The organism is Caballeronia terrestris, from assembly GCF_001544515.1.
In the GTDB taxonomy this organism is placed as follows: Bacteria; Pseudomonadota; Gammaproteobacteria; order Burkholderiales; family Burkholderiaceae; genus Caballeronia; species Caballeronia terrestris.
The window spans coordinates 112,257-130,329 of the sequence record NZ_FCOL02000009.1 but is presented as its reverse complement, the minus strand read 5'-3'; the positions used below and the strand labels follow the sequence as shown (position 1 = coordinate 130,329).

Genomic DNA, 18,073 nt, shown 5'->3' with positions numbered 1-18,073 from the left:
TTTTTGCATTTTCAGCGTGCCACCGAAGCCTTCAGATCACCGCCTGCCGCAACGTCTTCTTGAACTGACTGAGCGTATTACGCTCGAGCAAATGCTGTGCACCCGGCGTCGCATGGGGCACACCCGCGAGCACCACATCGAGCGCGCGATTGATCGATGCCACCGAAAGGTCATCGACCACCGGACCCAGTTCCCCCGTCCTGCAGAACCATCCGATGAGCCCATCCGCCGTCGCGATCACCGGCTTGCCGAAGCGATACGCCTGCACGAGCACGCCGCTCATGCCGTAGTGTCCCTTGTAGCCGAGCCACACGACATCGCACGCGGAGAAGAGATCGAGCTCCGCTTCGATCGAGATGAACCTGTCGAGCACGACCGGCGCCGGCACGAGTTTCGAGGTCGCCGCCTTGAGCGAAGCGCGCACTTCCTCGTCCTGCGCGCCCGCGATCACGAGCGTCGGCGCTTCCTTCGACGCGGGCCGCGCGGCAAGCGCCGCGGCAAGCTCGAATATCCCCTTGCGGTCGTTGATCGCGCCATAGACGAGCACGTGCTTGCCGCTGCCAAGTCCGAGACGCGCCTTCGCGAGCTCAGGCTCGGCGGCGCGCGCATCGGGGAACGGATCGGCGAGATATTCGATCGCGGCAGCTGCCGCCGACGCATTCAAACCACGATGCCCGATATCCGTCCACCAGCCGGCGAGCGTCGGATCGATGGTGAGGAGCGTTTTCAGGCCGCGTGTGCGGATCGCGCGCATGAAGAGCTGCGTCTTCGCGGCGTTCACGAGCGGACGACGCGGCGCCCTCACGCCCACCTGATCGTGATGAAAATTCGAGCGCATCGTGATGCCGACCCACGGCGTCGCGCCGAACGGTGAGCCGAGGAAGGGCAGCGCGAGAAAAAAGTAATCGACGTAAGGCACGACCACCAGCGCGACGCCGCGCCCGCGGCTCGCGACGTCATACGCGTGCCGAAAGTCCTGATGAAAGCGCGCATAACTGATCGACGACAGCCCCCGGCGTCCGCTGCGTTCCGGCGGCGCGACGAGCGCTATCTGCAATTCCGCTCGGTCCTCCGCCTGCAGCCGCGCGACGAGCGGATGACTCGCGTTGGAAGGCTCCGTCACGATGACGCAGCGATAACCCGCTTCCATGTAGGCGTTCGCCGCCCATTCGGCGTATCGCCAGCGATGGCCACTGAAGTTCGGCTCGATGATCAGGACGGTGTCGTTTATCATGCGTCGAAAACGTGTCGGAAAAGTGTGAGGTGCGCGCCGTCATGCGTTTTGGCGCGCAGCAAGCGGCATTGAGCCGACGAAACCCAACACTAGCACCGTGGCGCGTGCGACAAGCGCCAAAGTCGCGTGGTTTTCCGGCGTCAAAAGACAGTGGCAAAGCCCACACGATATGACGTTTCGGGCCGATTTCGACTACGGGTTGGCGTCCATTGTGGTCTTTGCCACGATACCTTTTGCATACTTCGTGGGATAAAGCACGGGCGCTCGATCGCTGCGCCCCTAGTCGCCACCTTGAACGCGTGCCGTAGCCGCCACGAGCTCAAAACGCTCGCGAGACGCCACCGCACCGCGGTTTGCAACAGCCAGCAGCGCGGGGAATACCTTGGTGAGATCTGTCCGGCTTTCGTTTCTACCGGCGCGCGCGCGATTCGATCACGATGCGGCGTTTTGGGTACTGCTGCAACAGGTAGTGGTACGGGGGCTGGTCGCGGTCAAATTTCTCGCCATCGGCCGGATTCTCGGGCCGGAGGCGATCGGCGCGGTCAGCGTGGCACTGCTCGCGGTCGCGATCGCCGAATCGCTCTCCGATACGGGACTCGCGCAGGCTGTGGTCCAGGGCCACGACGCGCCGACGCACGGCGAACTCGGTGCCGTCTGGACGACACTCGCGGCGCGCGGCGTGCTGATCGGCGTGCTGCTCGCCGCGCTCGCGCCGTTCATGAGCAGCCAGTTCCATCTGACGGGATCGATCGGGCTCCTGTTTCTCGCCGCCGTCCTGCCGATTCTGCGCGGCATCGCATCGCCCGCGTATTTCATCGTGACGCGCCAGCGCGGCTTCCAGAAGCTCGCGGGCGTCGAGACATCGACGGCGTTCGTCGACTGCGCGGTCGGTCTCGCCTGCGCGCTGGCCGGTGCGGGCGCGTACTCGGTGCTGATCGGCCTGCTTGCGGGCGAACTGCTCAAGACCACGCTCACCTGGACCACGATGTCGCCGCGTCCGCCTGTAAGGCTCGCGTTCTCCGGCATCGGGCACTACGTGAATTTCAGCCGCTGGATCTGGGCGGGCAGTGTCGTGAATCTTCTGCTGAATCAGTTCGACAAGGTGATCGTCGCCAAGCTGCTCGGGCCGCTTCAGTTGGGCGCCTACCAGATGTCGTCGAAGCTCGCGCAGATGCTGCTCGCCGATGCCGCCATCGCGATGTCGCAGTATCTCTTTCCGACGTTCTCCGAGCATCATCGACGGGATGTGGAGTCCGCGCGGCGGCTTTTCAGGCGTTATCTCGTGCTTGCGGCGATCGGCCTCGCGGCGCTCGTGATCGTACTGCGGCTCGTCGCGGAGCCGCTCTTCATGTTCGTGCTCGGGCCCGCGTGGCTCAGCGCCGTGCCGCTCTTTCGCATCTTCGTGATCAACATGGCGATCGGCGCGGTGATCGCGGTGCTGGTGTCGTGGCTGCGCGCCGTCGGCTTGCCGAAGGTCGCGACGCACGCGTCCATCATCCAGGCGGTCGTGCTGTGCGTGACCGTGCCCGTTGCGACGCACCTGTGGGGCGTCACCGGCATCGCATGGGCGATGACGGTCGGGCTCGCGTCGGCGGCGGGGTGGATGCTCTTTCGAACCGTCAGGGAGGCGTGATGCGCATACTGCACCTCGTTCTGGCTCCGCGCCTGTCGGGCGCGGAAGTGCTGGCGAAGGACCTCGCGATCTATCAGCAGCGCGGCGGCGAGACGGTGGGCGTGACCGCGCTCACGCCCCCACACGACGATTTCGTTGCGCTCCAGACCGAACTGGTCGCGAACGGCGTGCAGTGCCTTTTTCCGGAGCGCGTGCACGGGCGTGTCGGCAAGCTGTGGAGCCTGTACCGGACGGTCAGGCGCTACCGTGCCGACGTGCTGTTCGCGCACGCGACGATTCCCGCGTTCTACGCGCGCACGTTGCCGCTAAACGTGCCGGTCGTGTATGTGATGCACTCCGCCACGAACGACTTCGAGAGCCTCATGTTCCGGCGCGTCGAGCGGATGCTGTCGCGGCGCGCGCGGGCGGTGATCGCGGTGTCGCCGTCGAATATCGACGATTACGTGGGCGCGGTCGGCCGCCATCCGTCGATGACGCTGATTCCGAACGGCGTCGACATGGCGCGTTTCGCGCGGCGGCCGCTCGCCGGTATCGACGGTGTCGATGGCGGCGCGCAGATCGTGCAGATCGGGCGGTATACGTCGGTGAAGAACCAGTTGTCGACGGTGCACGCGTTCGAGCGCGTGATCCAGACGGTGCCCGAGGCGCGGCTCTTGCTGTGCGGCGTGATCGAGGACCCGGCGTATCACGCGGCCGTGGGCGATCTCGTCGCGAAGCTCGGGTTGTCGGCGCGGGTTAGCCTGCACGGGCCGCGCTCGGATGTGGCGGACCTGCTGCTGGAGTCGCGCGTCTTCGCGATGCCGTCGCGTTCGGAAGGGCACAGCATCGCGTTTCTGGAGGCGCTGGCATCGGGCGTGCCGGTGGTCGCGAGCACGATCCGGCCGTTCAGCTTCGCCGCGGATTTCCCGGGCGTCCACCTCTGCGATCCCGACGATACCGCCGCGTACGCGAGCGCGCTCGTGGCGGCGCTGCGCGAGCCGCGTTCGGTGCGTCCGCTCGGCGGGCTGACGCTCGCGGATACGGCCGCGAGGTATCTGGCGGTCGCGCATGAGGTGACGAAACGGATGCCACGGGCGGCGGTGGCTTGACGGCGCACTAAAAAGACGTTGCTCGAAGTACCGGAAAGCGGTACATTGTTACCGGTTTCCGGTACTTTCCGCTTTCGAAGTGCCCAATTTCCAAGTGCCGGTTTTCGAGTGCGTACCAGCGAAACGGTATCCCCATGCTCGCCGACTTCCTACTCACCCCCAAACAGCAGCGCATCCTGGGCGCGCTCGTCCTCAATCCGGAGCGCGGCTACTCGCTATCCGAGCTGTTCGCCCTGGGCGGCGGCGGACGCAGTTCGACGCAGGATTTCGTCGCGCGTTTGGTCGATGGCAACGTGATCCGCCAGCCTCCGGCGGGTCGCGCCGTCTACCAGGCGAACACCGATCATCCGTTGTATCCCGAACTGCGGCAGATCGCGGTGAAGAGTTTCGGCCTGAAGGAGCCGATCGAGCGCGCGCTGGCGTCGTTTCGCGACAAGGTGAAATACGCGTTCATCTTCGGCTCGATGGCGGCGGGCACGGCGGGACCGGCAAGCGACATCGACGTGATGGTCATCGGCGATGCGCGTCTCGGCCGCGTTCAGCATGAACTCGATGCGGCGGGCAAGGAACTCGGTCGCGAAGTCCACGTGAGCGTGTATCCGGAGGATGAATGGGAGCAAAAGCGCGCGTCGGACCCGGTGCTGGAATCCATCGACCACGGCCCAAAGATCATTCTCGATGTTTCCTCTTCCGCTGACTAAACACCTCTCGGACATGCTTAATGCCGGCTTTGTCCGCAAGACGCCCTTTGCGGCGAACAACGCCGTGCAGTTCCGGCGCAACACGGCGTCGTTTCTGCAGGCCGCCAAAGACGACCGGCACGCGCCGCTCGTCCGTTACGCGAACGCGTATGAAGCCGTGCATGCGCTGGCGGTCGGCTTCGTCTACCTGTATGGACTCGCGCCCGGCGGTGGCGACGGGCATCGCGTCAAGGTCATCGGCACCTTGCTGGACCATCTGAAGCCCGACCTCGATCTCGACGACCGCTCGGAGATCGAATACGCGACCCGTCAGCGCAACCAGAAGATCTACGAGTCGCCGGCGCCGCCGCCGTCCGTCAAGGCAGTCGACGATTTGATCATGAGCGTTTCGAGCGTCGAAGCGCTGGTGAAGAAGCGCTACGCTGTGTGGTACGCGCTCAGCGTCGACAAGTCGTAACCCCCCATCCCTGAAACTTTCCCCGGTTTGCGCGACGATGCTGCCTGTGCCCGTCGCGAGCGGGCCTGCGCGCGAACGCTCGACAATGCGCGCCACCTCCGCCGCACCGTCACACGTCACACACGCACAGCACACTGACCTTGGCGGCGGCCGAAAAAAGCCGCCGCCGCACAACCAAGGAGCTTCGCAGATGAGCACGATCAAGACGACGGACGGCACCGAGATCTATTACAAGGACTGGGGCAGCGGCAAGCCGGTGGTCTTCTCGCACGGCTGGCCGCTCGATTCCGACGCGTGGGACCCGCAGATGCTGTTCCTTTCGCAGAAGGGCTATCGCGTGATCGCGCATGACCGGCGCGGCCACGGACGCTCGGGCCAGCCGTCGGAAGGCAACGAGATGGACACCTACGCCGACGACCTCGCCGCGCTCCTCGACACGCTCGACATCACCGGCGCGACGCTCGTCGGACATTCGACGGGCGGCGGGGAAGTCGCGCACTACATCGGTCGTCACGGCACGAAGCGCGTCGCGAAAGCGGTGCTGATCGGCGCGGTCCCCCCGCTGATGCTCAAGACCGAGGCGAACCCCGGCGGCCTGCCGATCGACGTGTTCGATGGTATCCGCGCAGGCGTCACCGCCAATCGCTCGCAGTTCTACAAGGATCTGGCGATGCCGTTCTATGGCTTCAATCGGGACGGCGCGAAGGTGTCGCAGGGCATCATCGATTTGTTCTGGCTGGAGGGCATGCGCGGCGGCATCAAGGGGCATTACGAATGCATCAAGCAGTTCTCGGAGGTCGATTACACCGAGGATCTGAAGAAGTTCGACATCCCGACGCTCTTCCTGCATGGCGACGACGACCAGATCGTGCCGATTCACGCGGCGGCTGAACTGGCGTCGAAGATCGTGAAGGGCTCGACGCTGAAGGTGTATCCGGGCGGCCAGCATGGCATGTGCACCGTCGAGGCCGACAAGGTCAACGCGGACTTGCTGGCGTTCCTCGAGTCATAAACCTGCGCGAAAGGCCGGCTAGTCCGGCCTTATTTCTTCAGCGGATGCGCTCGGCGAAACACCATCCAGCGCGGCACCTTGAAGCGCACGATGCTGATGTATAGCCACACGTAAGTCGCCGCGAACACGACGACGAAGCAGAACAGATGCACCGTATGGCGCCAGAAGAGCGTCGCGGGAATCACGGCGACGAGGCACAGGAGCCACAGATACGGCGACGTCAGCGAATTGCGCCGCGTCAGTTCGCGCGCGTTCTGCGCACCGACCGCCCAGCGCATCAGCCGCTTGTACACCAGCATGTGCAGATGCACGCCATCGGGAATACCGGGCGAGATCCCGCGAATGAACTTCTTGCGGTAGATCGAGAAGCACGTCTCGAAGATCGGATACATGAAAAGAAGCACCGGAAACCACGCCGAGACGTCGCGATTGCGCATCACGAGCATGATCGCGAGTTCGGCGAGCATGAAGCCGACGAAGTACGCGCCGCCGTCGCCGAGAAAGATCAGGCCGGCCGGAAAATTCCAGATGAAGAAGCCGATGACCGCGCCCATCATGATCAGCGACGCCGACAGCACGATCGGGTCGTGCACCTGGAAAGCGACATACGCGAGCGACGCGAACATCATCACCGCGACCATCGATGCGAGGCCGTTGAAGCCGTCGATGATGTTGATCGCGTTCGCGAGCGCCGCGACCGCGAGCACGGTGACGGCGCACGAAATCACCGCATACGACAGCAGAAAATCGAGCGGCGGCACGCTGATGCGCGTGACCGCGATATCGAGCAGCGCGTAGGCGAGGGCGGCGGCCGCCATCGTGCAGACGAGGCGCACGAGCGGGCTCACGCGCTTGGTCAGGTCTTCGACGAGGCCCGAGAAGAACGCGGGCATGCCGCACGCGATGATCGCGAGGATGCCGGCCGAGACGGCGGGATACGCCCAGTGAAGCTGGATCGCGGAGCCGGTCAAGCCACACAGGATGCCGACGCCGCCGATGCGCGGCACCGGCGACGAATGGAATTTCTGCACGCCGGCAAGATCGGTATCGCCGATGAATCCCTCATGCAGATGCGCGAATCGCACGATCAGAAGCGTAACGAGGAGCGAAATAAGAAAAGCGAGCGCGAAACTGAGCATGAAGGATGACCGTTGAAAAAGGAAGCTCGCGGACTCGCGCGTTGTGCACGCGAGCCCGCCGGGCCTCAGGCAAAACCGTTCGGATTCTGCGACTGCCAGCGCCAGTGATCGACGCACATGCGTTCGATGCCGTACTCCGCGCGCCAGCCGATCAGCTTCGCCGCGGCGGCCGGATCGGCGTAGCACGCGCCCACGTCGCCCGGGCGGCGCGCGACGATCTCATACGGAACGGGCTTGCCCGACGCCGCTTCGAAAGCTTTCACGACGTCGAGCACGCTGTAGCCCTGGCCCGTGCCGAGGTTTACGACGAAGCTGCGATCGAGCGTCTTGAGCGCATTGATCGCCGCGATATGGCCGCGCGCGAGGTCCACGACGTGGATGTAGTCGCGTACGCCCGTGCCGTCGTGCGTCTCATAGTCGCTGCCGAAGATGCGCAGGCGCTCCAGCTTGCCGACCGCCACCTGCGCCACGTACGGCATCAGGTTGTTCGGCACGCCGGCCGGATCTTCACCGATCAGGCCGCTTTCATGCGCGCCGACCGGGTTGAAGTAACGCAGCGTCGCGATGCGCCACGACGGATCGGAAAGTTCGAGATCGCGCAGCACTTGTTCCGCGATCAGCTTCGACTGGCCGTAGGGATTGGTCGCCGAAAGCGGAAACGATTCGTCGATGGGCACGCTTTTCGGCACGCCGTACACCGTCGCCGAGGAGCTGAACACGAAGTTCTTCACGTTGCGTGCGCGCATCGTGTCGAGCACGACGAGCAGGCTGTCGAGGTTGTTGCGGTAATACTCGATCGGCTTTGCAACCGATTCACCCACCGATTTCAGCGCCGCGAAGTGGATCGCGCCAGTGATCGGATGGTTATCGAACACTTTGGCGAGCGCGGCTTCGTCGCGGGCATCGGCTTCGTAGAACGCGAGCTGCTTGCCGGCGATCTTCTGGACCCGTGCAAGCGATTGAGCATTGCTGTTCACGAGATTGTCCACCACGACGACGTCGTAGCCGTCGTCGAGCAGCTCGACGCAGGTGTGCGAGCCGATGAAGCCGGCGCCGCCGGTGACGAGGATCGTGCCCTTGGGTTGCTTGTTGTCCGTCATGTTTCGAGGTCTCCGGGTGACGCTTGGGTCAGAGTGAAACGCCGGTAATTGCGCGTATTGTGCCTTTATATCGCTCGACGACGGCTTTTTCGTCGAATTCGCGGGCGACCTTGGCGCGGCCCTGCACGCCCATCTCCGCGCGTTGCCGCGCATCGAACGTGAGCATGCGGTCGAGCTGGTGGGCGAGACTGTCCGCGCTTTTCGCTTCGCACAGAAGCCCCGTGACGCCGTCCTCGACCACTTCGCGGCAGCCGGGGACGTCCGTCGCGACGATCGGGCGTCCCATCGCCGAGGCTTCCATCAAGGTGCGCGGCACGCCTTCGCGATATGAAGGCAACACGACGCAATCGGCGTTTGCAATGTGAGGACGCACGTCATGCGCCTCGCCGAGGTATTCGATCACATTGTCGCGCTCCCACGCGTCGACTTCCGTGCGGGAGATCGCGCTCGGGTTATCGACGCCGACCGGCCCGAGCAGTTGGAAACGTGCGTTCGGATGCGTTGCGCCCACGCGCCGCGCGGCTTCCACGAATTCCGCGACGCCCTTGTCCCACAGGAGCCGCCCGATCAGGATGAACACGAACGACTCGCGCTCGGGCAAGGGTTCGAACGCGTATTCGTCGAGATCGACGCCTTCGCCGTGCAGAAGGCGCGCGCGATCCGGATGCGCGAGCAGATCCTGCCTGGCGAATGCCTCGCGGTCGTCGCGGTTGAGGAACCACACTTCGCGCGGAAAGCGGAACGCGAAACGGTACAGGCGCTTCGCGACCATCGCCGTGCGGCTCTTCTGGATGAAGACGTAGCCGAGCCCGGTCGTCACCGCGATCGACGGCACGCGCGCGAGCCACGCTGCGATCGATCCGTAGATGTTCGGCTTGATCGTGTAGTGGAAGACGACGTGCGGACTCGTCGCGCGGTATTCGCGGTAGAGCGCGGCGAGCGTCTTCAGGTCCTCGCGCGGATCGGTCCCTTTGGAGGCGACCGGCAATTCGACGCAGCGGCACCCCATCGCGACGAGCGGCTCGAACGTGCGGTCGCGCGGCGCGATGATGGTGACCTCCGCGCCGCGTTCGGTCAGCATCCGCAGCACGCCCCGCCGATACGTATAGATCGCCCACGCCGTGTTGCAGACGAGGGCGATGCGAAGGCGATTGGGTTGTGCGGTCATCCGGTATGCGTGAGAGAGGGGTTTAGCGGAGCAGGCGAGCCTTGATGCGGCGCAACGCGCGATACGGCAGCACGAGATGCGCGACGCTTTTGACCACGCCGATCCAGTCGGGAGCGTTGCCCGCACGGAAGTAACGCAGTTGCAGGCGCAGCGTTGACAGCACTTGCGTGCGGCGTTTCGTGGCGCTGATACCGGCTTCGTTCGACTCGTAATAGAGGCCGAATTCCGGCAGGTTCGCGCAGTCGTGCCGTTCCATCAGGCGCAGGATCAGATCGAGGTCTTCCGCCGCGCGATATTGCGCGCGATAGTTGCCCGCCTCGCGCACGGCATCGACGCGCAGCATCAGCGACGGATGCGCGAAGCACGAGCGCATCAGCATCACGCGGCGGATCGCGGCGGGATCGGCGGGCGGCGTGAGGTCGAAAAGCGGCGCGCCTTCGGTACTGACTACGTGCGTCCACATGCCGAGCGCAGCGACCCGTGGATGTGCCTCCATATACGCGCGCTGTTTCGCGATGCGTTGCGGCGTCGCGAGATCGCCTGCGTCGATGCGCGCTGCGTAGCGGATGCCGCGCGCGGCGAGAGCATCGATGCCCACAGCCAGCGCCCGCTCGATACCGCCGTTCGCCGGCAGACGCAGGACTTCGATGTCGAGCCCGCGCATCGATGGCGCGACGATCGGCGGTGTGCTGCCATCATCGACGATCAGCACGCGCACGGTCGAATCCTCGCGGAACGACGCGAGCGTGCGTTCGAGTTCGGCTTGTCCGTTAAACGCGGGAAGCAGGATCGCGACGTCGTTCATGCGCTCAGCCTGAAGCGGAGGTAGTAGAGATTGACGCTCGCCGCCACGAGATAACCCACCGCCAGTCCGATCAGCGCGCCGTGTCCGCCGAGACGCGGAATCGCAATCCAGTCGACGACGAACGCCACCGCCAGCGCGAGCAGCCACTTCGCGAGCAACACGAACTTGGCCTGATATTTCAGCACGACGAGATTCCCGATCGCCTCGATCCCGGCCGGGACAGAGAGCCACACCGCCCAGCGGAAGATATCGATCGCGCCTTCGTAGTCCGGCCCGAACACCCGCGTGATGATGAACCCGGCGAGCAGATCGAGCACGATCGCGCCGGCGATCATCAGCGCGGCCGTCATCGCGACGAGTCGGATGATGTTGCGCTTCAGCAGCTTCGTGTCCTGCACGCGATAGACGAAGGCCGGCCCAATGGTCTGCGCGAGCATCAGCGCGAGCGTGATCCAGTTTTCGTTCAGCTGCTGCGCGGCGGAATAGCGCCCGAGATCGGCGAACGAGATGAAGCGTTCGAGCATCAGGCGATCGAGTTTAAGGAACAGATACATGCATACGAGACCGATCCAGAACACCGTGCCCGCGCTCGCGAACTGGCGAAAGAGGCGCCCGTCGAATTCCCAGCCGAGCGTGCCGCCGTGGCGCTTTCTGTAGTAATGCAGCAGCAAGCCCGCGATCGCAGCCGCTTCCAGCGCCCACAGCCATCCGAAGCTCGCGAAACCCGCACTCGCCCGCACGAACGCATAGACGAGCGCGGCCTTTACAAGCGCCGTGAACATGCTCGCCGCGAGCTGCGGCTTGCTGTAGGTCATGCTCTGGAGCCACGCATTGATCACGCCGACGAGCGGCTCGCGAAACAGCATCGTCACCGCGAGCCCGGCCAGCATCGCGCCGACGAGCGCATCGAGATGGCCGAACGCGATCCACGCCCACGTCGCGACGAGCGCGAGCACGGACACGGCCATGCGCAATACGAACGCGCTGCCGAGCACCCGGCCGACTTCGCCCGCCGGCCGATGAACGATGGTCGGCACGAGGATTTCGGCGCCGCACACCCAGGTGAGCGGCGCGAGCACGAGCAGCAGCGTGTTCGCGTACTGCCACTTGCCGAACGCGTCAGGACCAAAATATCGCGCGAGCAGCCCACTGATGACGATCGCGACAACGATCTGCGTCACGCGTTCGAGCCCGAGCCAGACGATATTCGCGAGCGCTTTCGCGATATCGGGGTTGCCGACGCGACTCAGCATGCGGGACCGGGCACGCGATGTGCTGGCGTGGTCCGATCACCCGATGCAATGAGCGAGTCGTGGCAGAAAGAATGTGCGTTTGACCGCTCAGGCGCCGCATTTCGTGCATTCGAGGCTAAGGGGCGGCGGGGCATTGGATTAGAATGTTTGCGCAGGAATTTGCTAGGAAACTGCTGAAAGACTGCGATTATAAGTGTGAACGGGATCGCTCCCATCGAAGGCGCGGCCCGGACGCGAAGCTGCTTGGCCCATGCAACATTGTTGCTTTCGAAGTTGGCCGCACGCGTGGCGCTCGTTCGCGTGCATGTCCGTCGGTCACGACCTGCAAGCCCGCTGGCTGCATCGCCGAGAATCCATCAACAAATAGACAGGTAGCCATTCCATGAGCCAGTCACAGATTTCCCAATCCATCTTCAAGGCGTACGACATTCGCGGCATCGTCGGCAAGACCGTCGATGCGGAAGTCGCGCGCAGCATCGGCCGCGCCTTCGGTAGCGAGATCAGGAAGCAGGGCGGCGACTCCGCCGTCGTCGCGCGCGATGGCCGACTGTCGGGCCCGGAACTCGTCGGCGCGCTCGCCGACGGCCTGCGGCAAGCGGGCGTCGACGTCGTCGATGTCGGCATGGTGCCCACGCCCGTCGGCTATTTCGCCGCGAGCGTACCGCTGCAATTGCCCTCGGGCGAGCGTCGCGTCGATTCGTGCATCGTCGTGACGGGCAGCCACAATCCGCCGGACTACAACGGCTTCAAGATGGTCCTGCGCGGCGCGGCGATCTACGGCGACCAGATCCAGGAACTGTACAAGCGCATCGTCGACGAGGACTTCACGCAAGGCGAAGGCACGTACACCGAGTACGACATCCAGCAGGTTTATCTGGACCGCATCGTGAGCGACGTGAAGCCGGTGCGCCCGATGAAGATCGTGATCGATACGGGCAACGGCGTCGCGGGCGGGCTCGCGCCGCGTCTTTTCAAGGCGCTCGGCTGCGAACTCGTGGAGTTGTTCACGGACATCGATGGCAACTTCCCGAATCACCATCCGGACCCGGCGCATGCCGAGAACCTGCAGGATGTCATCAAGGCGCTGAAGGAAACCGACGCCGAAATCGGCTTCGCATTCGACGGCGACGGCGACCGCCTGGGTGTCGTGACGAAAGACGGCGAGATCATCTACCCGGATCGCCAGTTGATGCTGTTCGCGCAGGAAGTGCTGTCGCGCAACAAGGGCGGCCAGATCATCTATGACGTGAAGTGCACGCGCAATCTCGCGAAGTGGGTGCGCGACCAGGGCGGCGAGCCGGTCATGTGGAAGACCGGCCACTCGCTCGTGAAGGCGAAGCTGCGCGAAACCGGCGCGCCGCTCGCGGGCGAAATGAGCGGCCACGTGTTCTTCAAGGACCGCTGGTACGGCTTCGACGACGGCCTCTACACCGGCGCGCGGATGCTCGAAATCATCTCGCGCGTGGCCGATCCGAGCAAGTTGCTCAACGACCTGCCGAACTCGCTCTCGACGCCCGAACTGCAACTGAAGCTGAACGAAGGCGAGAACTTCGAGCTGATCGCGCGTCTGCAGAAATCGGCGAAATTCACCGGCGCCGACGACGTGCTGACCATCGACGGCCTGCGCGTCGAGTATCCGGACGGCTTCGGCCTCGCGCGTTCGTCGAATACGACGCCGGTCGTCGTGATGCGCTTCGAGGCGGACAGCGAGGAAGCGCTCAAGCGCATTCAGGAAGACTTCCGCCGCGTGATCCTCGCGGAGAAGGCGGACGCGAAGCTGCCGTTCTGACCGTTCGATGTGAAGAAACGGCGCGGTTCCCCCGGAACCGCGCCGTTTCTTATGGCGCCGCCGCATCCCGGCCGCGCTAAAATCGCCCATCTCATTTTGTCCACGCGCCGCGCCGACGTGCGGCGCTCATCGTCCACAGCGTGCAAAAGATCTTGATTGTCCGGGTGTCGTCGCTTGGCGACGTCGTCCACAACATGCCGGTCATCGCCGACATCCGCCGCCGATACCCCGACGCGCAGATCGACTGGCTCGTCGAGGAAAGTTTCGCGAGTCTCGTCGAACTCGTCGACGGCGTGCGCCGCGCGATCCCGTTTTCCTTGCGGCGCTGGCGCAAGCGCTGGTTCTCGGCCGCGAACTGGAGCGAGATCGGCAAGTTCCGGCGCGAGCTGGAAGCGGAAAAGTACGACCTCGTGATCGACTGCCAGGGGCTCATCAAGACGGCGTGGGTGGCGAGCTGGGCGCGCGGGCCGCTCACGGGTCTCGCGAATCGAACCGAAGGCGCGGGGTTCGAATGGCCGGTGCGCTTTTTCTATGACCGGCGCGTGCCGATCGAATCGCGCACGCACGTTGTCGAACGCACGCGGCAGCTCGTTGCGGCGGCGCTTGGCCTGCCAGCGCCGCAACCGACCGACGACATCGACTTCGGCCTCGACACGAAGCGCGCCGCGCTGGCTTTGTCGCAGACGGGGCTGAACCTGCCGGTGCCGTACGTGGTGTTCGTGCATGCCACTTCGCGCGCCGACAAGCAATGGCCCGACGCCGCGTGGATCGAGCTCGGGCAGTCTTTGGTGCGGCGTGGCGCGTCGATCGTCCTGCCGTGGGGCAGCGAGGCCGAACGCGCGACGAGCGAGAAGCTCGCGAAGGAATTCGGCGCGGCGGCGATCGTGCCGCCGAAGCTGTCGCTGCCAGCGGTGGTCGGGCTGATCGATGGTGCGGCGGCGACGGTCGGCGTCGATACCGGCCTCGTTCACATTGCCGCCGCGCTGAAGCGGCCGACGGTCGAGTTGTACAATTTCTCGACCGCCTGGCGCACGGGCGGCTACTGGTCGCCGCAGGTCGCCAATCTCGGCCAGGCGAACCATCATCCGACGCTCGCCGAAGTGAAGGCGGCGCTCGCGGGCTTCGGGTTGCTGTGACACGCGGGCACCGCATCGGAATATCGAAGGCACATGACCGAATCTCAAATCATCGAAGTCGCTTCGTGCGACTGGCAGGGTAAAGACCTCTCCGTGCCGCGCGAGACGCTCGTCGCGGGCGTCGAGCGCGGCAAGGTGCTGTACTTCCCGCATCTGCGCTTCGCAATCGAAGGCGGCGAGAAAGCGCTGCTCGATCCGAAGATCGCCGATCCCAAGCGCAAGAACATCAGCTTGGCGCCGAACGGCGGCGCGCTCGCGGGCGTGCTTGGAGACGCCGTCATGCAGTCGGCGGTGCGTGCGCTCGTCGCGCGCTATCAGGCGAATGCGCGCTCGCTCGTCGACGGGCTTTTCCCCGAATACAACGGCAAGCTGCGCGTCGCGCCGACGAGCCTGCGCCTGCATCAGGTCGAGACGCGCGAAACGTCGTGGCGCAAGGACGACAGCCGCCTGCACGTCGATGCGTTTCCGTCGCGGCCGAACTACGGCGAGCGCATCCTGCGCGTGTTCACGAACGTGAATCCGCACGGCGCGCCGCGCGTGTGGCGCGTGGGCGAACCGTTCGAGGACATGGCGAAGCGCTTCCTGCCGGCGATCAAGCCGCAGATGCCCGGCGCCGCGTGGCTCATGAACCTGCTGCACATCACGAAGACGCCGCGCAGCGACTACGATCACCTGATGCTGCATCTGCATGACGCGATGAAGGCCGATCTCGACTATCAGAAAGCCGCGCCGCAGGAGGAGATGCCGTTTCCGCCGGGCTGCGTGTGGGTGTGCTTCTCCGACCAGACGTCGCACGCGGTGATGTCCGGGCAGTACATGCTCGAGCAGACCTTCTTCCTCCCTGTCGATGCGATGGCGCAGCCCGATTGCGCACCGCTCGGCATCCTGCAGCGCCTGAAGGGCAGGGCGCTCGTTTGAGCGCCGCTCGCCACGTGCGGGGGCGCGCATGCTGAGGCCGATCTATCGCGCGCTATGGTGGATCGTCGCGCCGCTCGCGGTGCTGCGTCTTCTGATCCGCTCGCGCAAGGAGCGCGGGTATCGCGAGCATATCGCCGAGCGTTTTGGCCGCGGCCCCGGGCGGCGCGCCGACGATCTCGCGCCGCTCATCTGGGTGCACGCGGTGTCGGTCGGCGAGACGCGCGCGGCGCAGCCGCTGATCGACGCGTTGATGAAAGCGCATCCCGAAGCGCGCATCCTGCTCACACACATGACGCCGAGCGGCCGCGCGACCGGCGAGCAACTTTTCGGCGATCGCGTGCTGCGCAGCTATCTGCCCTACGACCTGCCGCATCTCGTGCGGCGTTTCCTGCGCGCATGGCGGCCGACGCTCGGCATCGTCATGGAGACGGAGGTGTGGCCGACGCTCATCGACGAATGCAAGCGAGCCGACATGCCGCTCGTGCTGACGAACGCGCGGATGTCGGAGCGTTCGTACCGGCGCGCGGCGAAGTTCGGTCGCGCGACGCGCGAGGTGTTCGGCGGCTTTGCTCGTGTGCTGGCGCAGAGTCCATCGGATGCGGAGCGGCTGACTGCGCTCGGCGCGCGCAATGTCGCCGTGCTCGGCAACCTCAAGTTCGACATGAGCGCGCCGCCCGAGCTGGAAGCGCGCGGGCACGCGTGGCGCACGGCGATCGGCGAGCGGCCGGTGTGGGTCGCGGCAAGCACGCGTGAAGGCGAGGAGGTGCTGGTGCTGCAGGCGTTCGGCGCGCTCGACGTGCCGAATGCGTTGCTGATTCTGGTGCCGCGCCATCCGCAACGTTTCGATGAAGTCGCGGCGCTGGTGGCGGGCGCGGGGATGTCGTGTGTGCGGCGCTCGGCGTGGGCGCCGAAGGCGGTGGCGGCGGGATCGGGCGTGGATGCGGCGCGGCCGTTGCCGTCGAGCGCGCAGGTGCTGCTCGGCGATTCGATGGGCGAGCTCGGCGCTTACTATGCGGCGTCCGATCTGGCGTTCATCGGCGGGAGTCTGTTGCCGCTCGGCGGGCAGAATCTGATCGAGGCGTGTGCCGAAGGCGTGCCGGTGCTGATCGGGCCGCATACGTTCAACTTCACGCAGGCGACGCAGGATGCGATTGCGGCGGGGGCTGCGCTGCGGGTCGATGATCCGCAAGGGCTTGCGCGCAGCCTTCGCGAGCTGTTCAGCGACAAGCCGCGGCGGCTCGCAATGAGCGCGGCGGCATCGGCGTTCGCGGCGCGGCATAAGGGCGCGACGCAAAGGACGGTGGGGGTGTTGGGGGCGTTGCTGGAAACGCAGGAGGAAGCGGCGAAGTGAATCAGGCTGGCGCGATCGCCTCGAGTCGCCTTGCCAACATCCCCGACAAACATTCGTCGAGCCGCACGTTGCTCGCCTCGATGCCGTAAAACGTCGCGCGTTCATGCGAGCGCTGCTTCAAGCCATCACGCAACGCATCGTCGGACAGCACGCGCCAGATCGCATCCGCGAGCGCCGCTTCGTCCCCGACCGGCACGAGCAAACCATACCGCCCCTCGTCCAGCATCTCGCGCGGCCCGGTCGGGCAATCGCTCGCGACCACTGCCTTTCCGAGCGCGAGCGCTTCGAGCAGCACCATCGGCAGGCCCTCGTAGCGCGAACTGAGCACATGCATCTGCGCGCCCGCGATCAACGGATGCGGATTGTTCCGATACCCCTGAAAATGCACCCGCGCCGCGATGCCGAGCTCTTTTGCGAGCGCTTCGAGTTCGCCGCGATTCGCGCCATCGCCGACGATCACGAGGTCTTCCGTCACAGCCCGCTCGCGCACGAGCCGCGCATAAGCGCGCAGCAGCGTGCGATGGTCCTTCTGCATTTCATCGAGCCGCGCGACCGACACGATGTACGGCGCGCTGCAAGGCCGCGCCTCCACGATCGACGCACGCTCGCGAATCCGCGCGATGTCGATCGCGTTCGGCAGCACGAACACGTTGCGCAAGTTGTCGCCGAACATCACGGCGGCTTCGTCGGCCATGTGCTGGTTGAGCGCGGCGATGCTGTCGTAGCGCGCGAACTGCGTCATCAGACGCCTGCGCTTGCGCGGCCGCGAGCCGAGCCGCGCATCGAAGCTGAAATGATTGACGCCGAGCCACGCGACATCGAATTCGCCCGCGATGCGCCGCAGCGACATGTCGAAGTCGACGATGATGTGGAAGCGCCGTGCGAGCGCGGCAAGACGCTCCTTCACATAAGGCCGCACGACGAGCGTATTGAACACGTCGCGGCCCAGGCGGCCGAGCTTCGACAGGCGCTTCGCGTAGCGGCGCGCCTGGAAGTAGTTGAGCCAGGGCTTGTCGGCGAGGATCTCGATGGGGACGTCGGCGGGGATGAGCGCCTTGAAGCGCGTCTCGTACGCGGGCGACGTGAACATCACCGAGAGCGTGACCGCGAAGCGCTTGCGATCGAAGACGCGCAGCCACGAGATCAGCGCGGACTCGATGCCGCCGTCGCCGAAATCGACGATATGGAAGAGGACCGGGATGCGCGCACGAGGCGCCGCTGCCGAAGCGGATGACGACGATGCAACGGATTGCTTCGCCTGATCGTTACGGGTGAGCATGAGAGGCACG

The 18,073-nt window shown here is 65.2% G+C and carries 16 protein-coding genes; 9 read left to right on the top strand and 7 right to left on the bottom strand.

From position 1 onward, the window contains the following. Positions 1–31 precede the first annotated feature (31 nt). On the bottom strand, positions 32–1,234 hold the full coding sequence (locus AWB67_RS10830) for a glycosyltransferase (protein ID WP_087656238.1): 1,203 nt from the start codon (positions 1,232–1,234) through the stop codon (positions 32–34). A gap of 385 nt (positions 1,235–1,619) precedes the next feature. Here AWB67_RS10830 and AWB67_RS10825 point away from each other — a divergent pair, with 385 nt between their 5' ends. The 5 genes from AWB67_RS10825 (at position 1,620) to AWB67_RS10805 (ending at position 6,125) form a co-directional block, all read left to right on the top strand. Then, positions 1,620–2,867, top strand: coding sequence for an oligosaccharide flippase family protein (locus tag AWB67_RS10825; RefSeq protein WP_087656287.1), 1,248 nt, complete (start codon positions 1,620–1,622; stop codon positions 2,865–2,867). Then, positions 2,867–3,955: a glycosyltransferase family 4 protein gene (locus tag AWB67_RS10820; RefSeq protein WP_087656237.1), complete on the top strand. Its 1,089-nt coding sequence runs from the start codon at positions 2,867–2,869 to the stop codon at positions 3,953–3,955. The genes AWB67_RS10825 and AWB67_RS10820 overlap by 1 nt, the downstream gene beginning before the upstream one ends. Positions 3,956–4,089: 134 nt before the next feature. Then, a complete protein-coding gene (locus AWB67_RS10815) occupies positions 4,090–4,656 on the top strand; it encodes a nucleotidyltransferase domain-containing protein (protein WP_087656236.1) in 567 nt (188 codons plus the stop codon). After that, the gene (locus AWB67_RS10810) at positions 4,634–5,113 is read left to right on the top strand and encodes a hypothetical protein (protein ID WP_125477573.1); all 480 of its coding nucleotides are present in this window, start codon (positions 4,634–4,636) and stop codon (positions 5,111–5,113) included. Before AWB67_RS10815 ends, AWB67_RS10810 begins: the two co-directional genes overlap by 23 nt. 190 nt (positions 5,114–5,303) lie before the next feature. Continuing rightward, on the top strand, positions 5,304–6,125 hold the full coding sequence (locus AWB67_RS10805) for an alpha/beta fold hydrolase (protein WP_087656234.1): 822 nt from the start codon (positions 5,304–5,306) through the stop codon (positions 6,123–6,125). 29 nt (positions 6,126–6,154) lie between these two features. Here AWB67_RS10805 and AWB67_RS10800 read toward each other — a convergent pair whose 3' ends face one another. From AWB67_RS10800 to AWB67_RS10780, 5 genes are all read right to left on the bottom strand, one after another. Next, positions 6,155–7,264 (bottom strand): MraY family glycosyltransferase, encoded by a 1,110-nt coding sequence (locus AWB67_RS10800; protein WP_087656233.1) that lies wholly within the window; start codon positions 7,262–7,264, stop codon positions 6,155–6,157. A 65-nt stretch (positions 7,265–7,329) separates the two neighbouring features. Further along, positions 7,330–8,364, bottom strand: a complete 1,035-nt coding sequence (galE, locus tag AWB67_RS10795; RefSeq protein WP_087656232.1) for a UDP-glucose 4-epimerase GalE — start codon at positions 8,362–8,364, stop codon at positions 7,330–7,332. A gap of 28 nt (positions 8,365–8,392) precedes the next feature. Further along, positions 8,393–9,532: a glycosyltransferase family 4 protein gene (locus AWB67_RS10790; RefSeq protein WP_087656231.1), complete on the bottom strand. Its 1,140-nt coding sequence runs from the start codon at positions 9,530–9,532 to the stop codon at positions 8,393–8,395. 22 nt (positions 9,533–9,554) lie between these two features. After that, a complete protein-coding gene (locus AWB67_RS10785; RefSeq protein ID WP_087656230.1) occupies positions 9,555–10,337 on the bottom strand; it encodes a glycosyltransferase in 783 nt (260 codons plus the stop codon). Beyond that, complete coding sequence (locus AWB67_RS10780; protein WP_087656229.1) at positions 10,334–11,590, bottom strand: oligosaccharide flippase family protein; 1,257 nt, start codon at positions 11,588–11,590, stop codon at positions 10,334–10,336. The genes AWB67_RS10785 and AWB67_RS10780 overlap by 4 nt, the downstream gene beginning before the upstream one ends. A 382-nt stretch (positions 11,591–11,972) precedes the next feature. On the opposite strand from AWB67_RS10780, the gene AWB67_RS10775 reads away from it, so the two are divergent. The 4 genes from AWB67_RS10775 (at position 11,973) to waaA (ending at position 16,784) form a co-directional block, all read left to right on the top strand. Further along, positions 11,973–13,379, top strand: a complete 1,407-nt coding sequence (locus tag AWB67_RS10775; protein ID WP_087656228.1) for a phosphomannomutase/phosphoglucomutase — start codon at positions 11,973–11,975, stop codon at positions 13,377–13,379. Between the two features lie 140 nt (positions 13,380–13,519). Then, the gene (gene waaC / locus AWB67_RS10770; protein ID WP_087656227.1) at positions 13,520–14,515 is read left to right on the top strand and encodes a lipopolysaccharide heptosyltransferase I; all 996 of its coding nucleotides are present in this window, start codon (positions 13,520–13,522) and stop codon (positions 14,513–14,515) included. A gap of 33 nt (positions 14,516–14,548) precedes the next feature. Then, positions 14,549–15,433, top strand: coding sequence for a Kdo hydroxylase KdoO (gene kdoO / locus AWB67_RS10765; RefSeq protein ID WP_087656226.1), 885 nt, complete (start codon positions 14,549–14,551; stop codon positions 15,431–15,433). Between the two features lie 28 nt (positions 15,434–15,461). Further along, entirely contained in the window at positions 15,462–16,784 is a 1,323-nt protein-coding gene (waaA, locus tag AWB67_RS10760; protein ID WP_087656225.1) for a lipid IV(A) 3-deoxy-D-manno-octulosonic acid transferase, read from the top strand. A 1-nt stretch (position 16,785) separates the two neighbouring features. On the opposite strand, the gene AWB67_RS10755 is transcribed toward waaA, so the two are convergent. Next, the gene (locus tag AWB67_RS10755) at positions 16,786–18,063 is read right to left on the bottom strand and encodes a glycosyltransferase (RefSeq protein WP_087656286.1); all 1,278 of its coding nucleotides are present in this window, start codon (positions 18,061–18,063) and stop codon (positions 16,786–16,788) included. Positions 18,064–18,073: the final 10 nt, after the last annotated feature.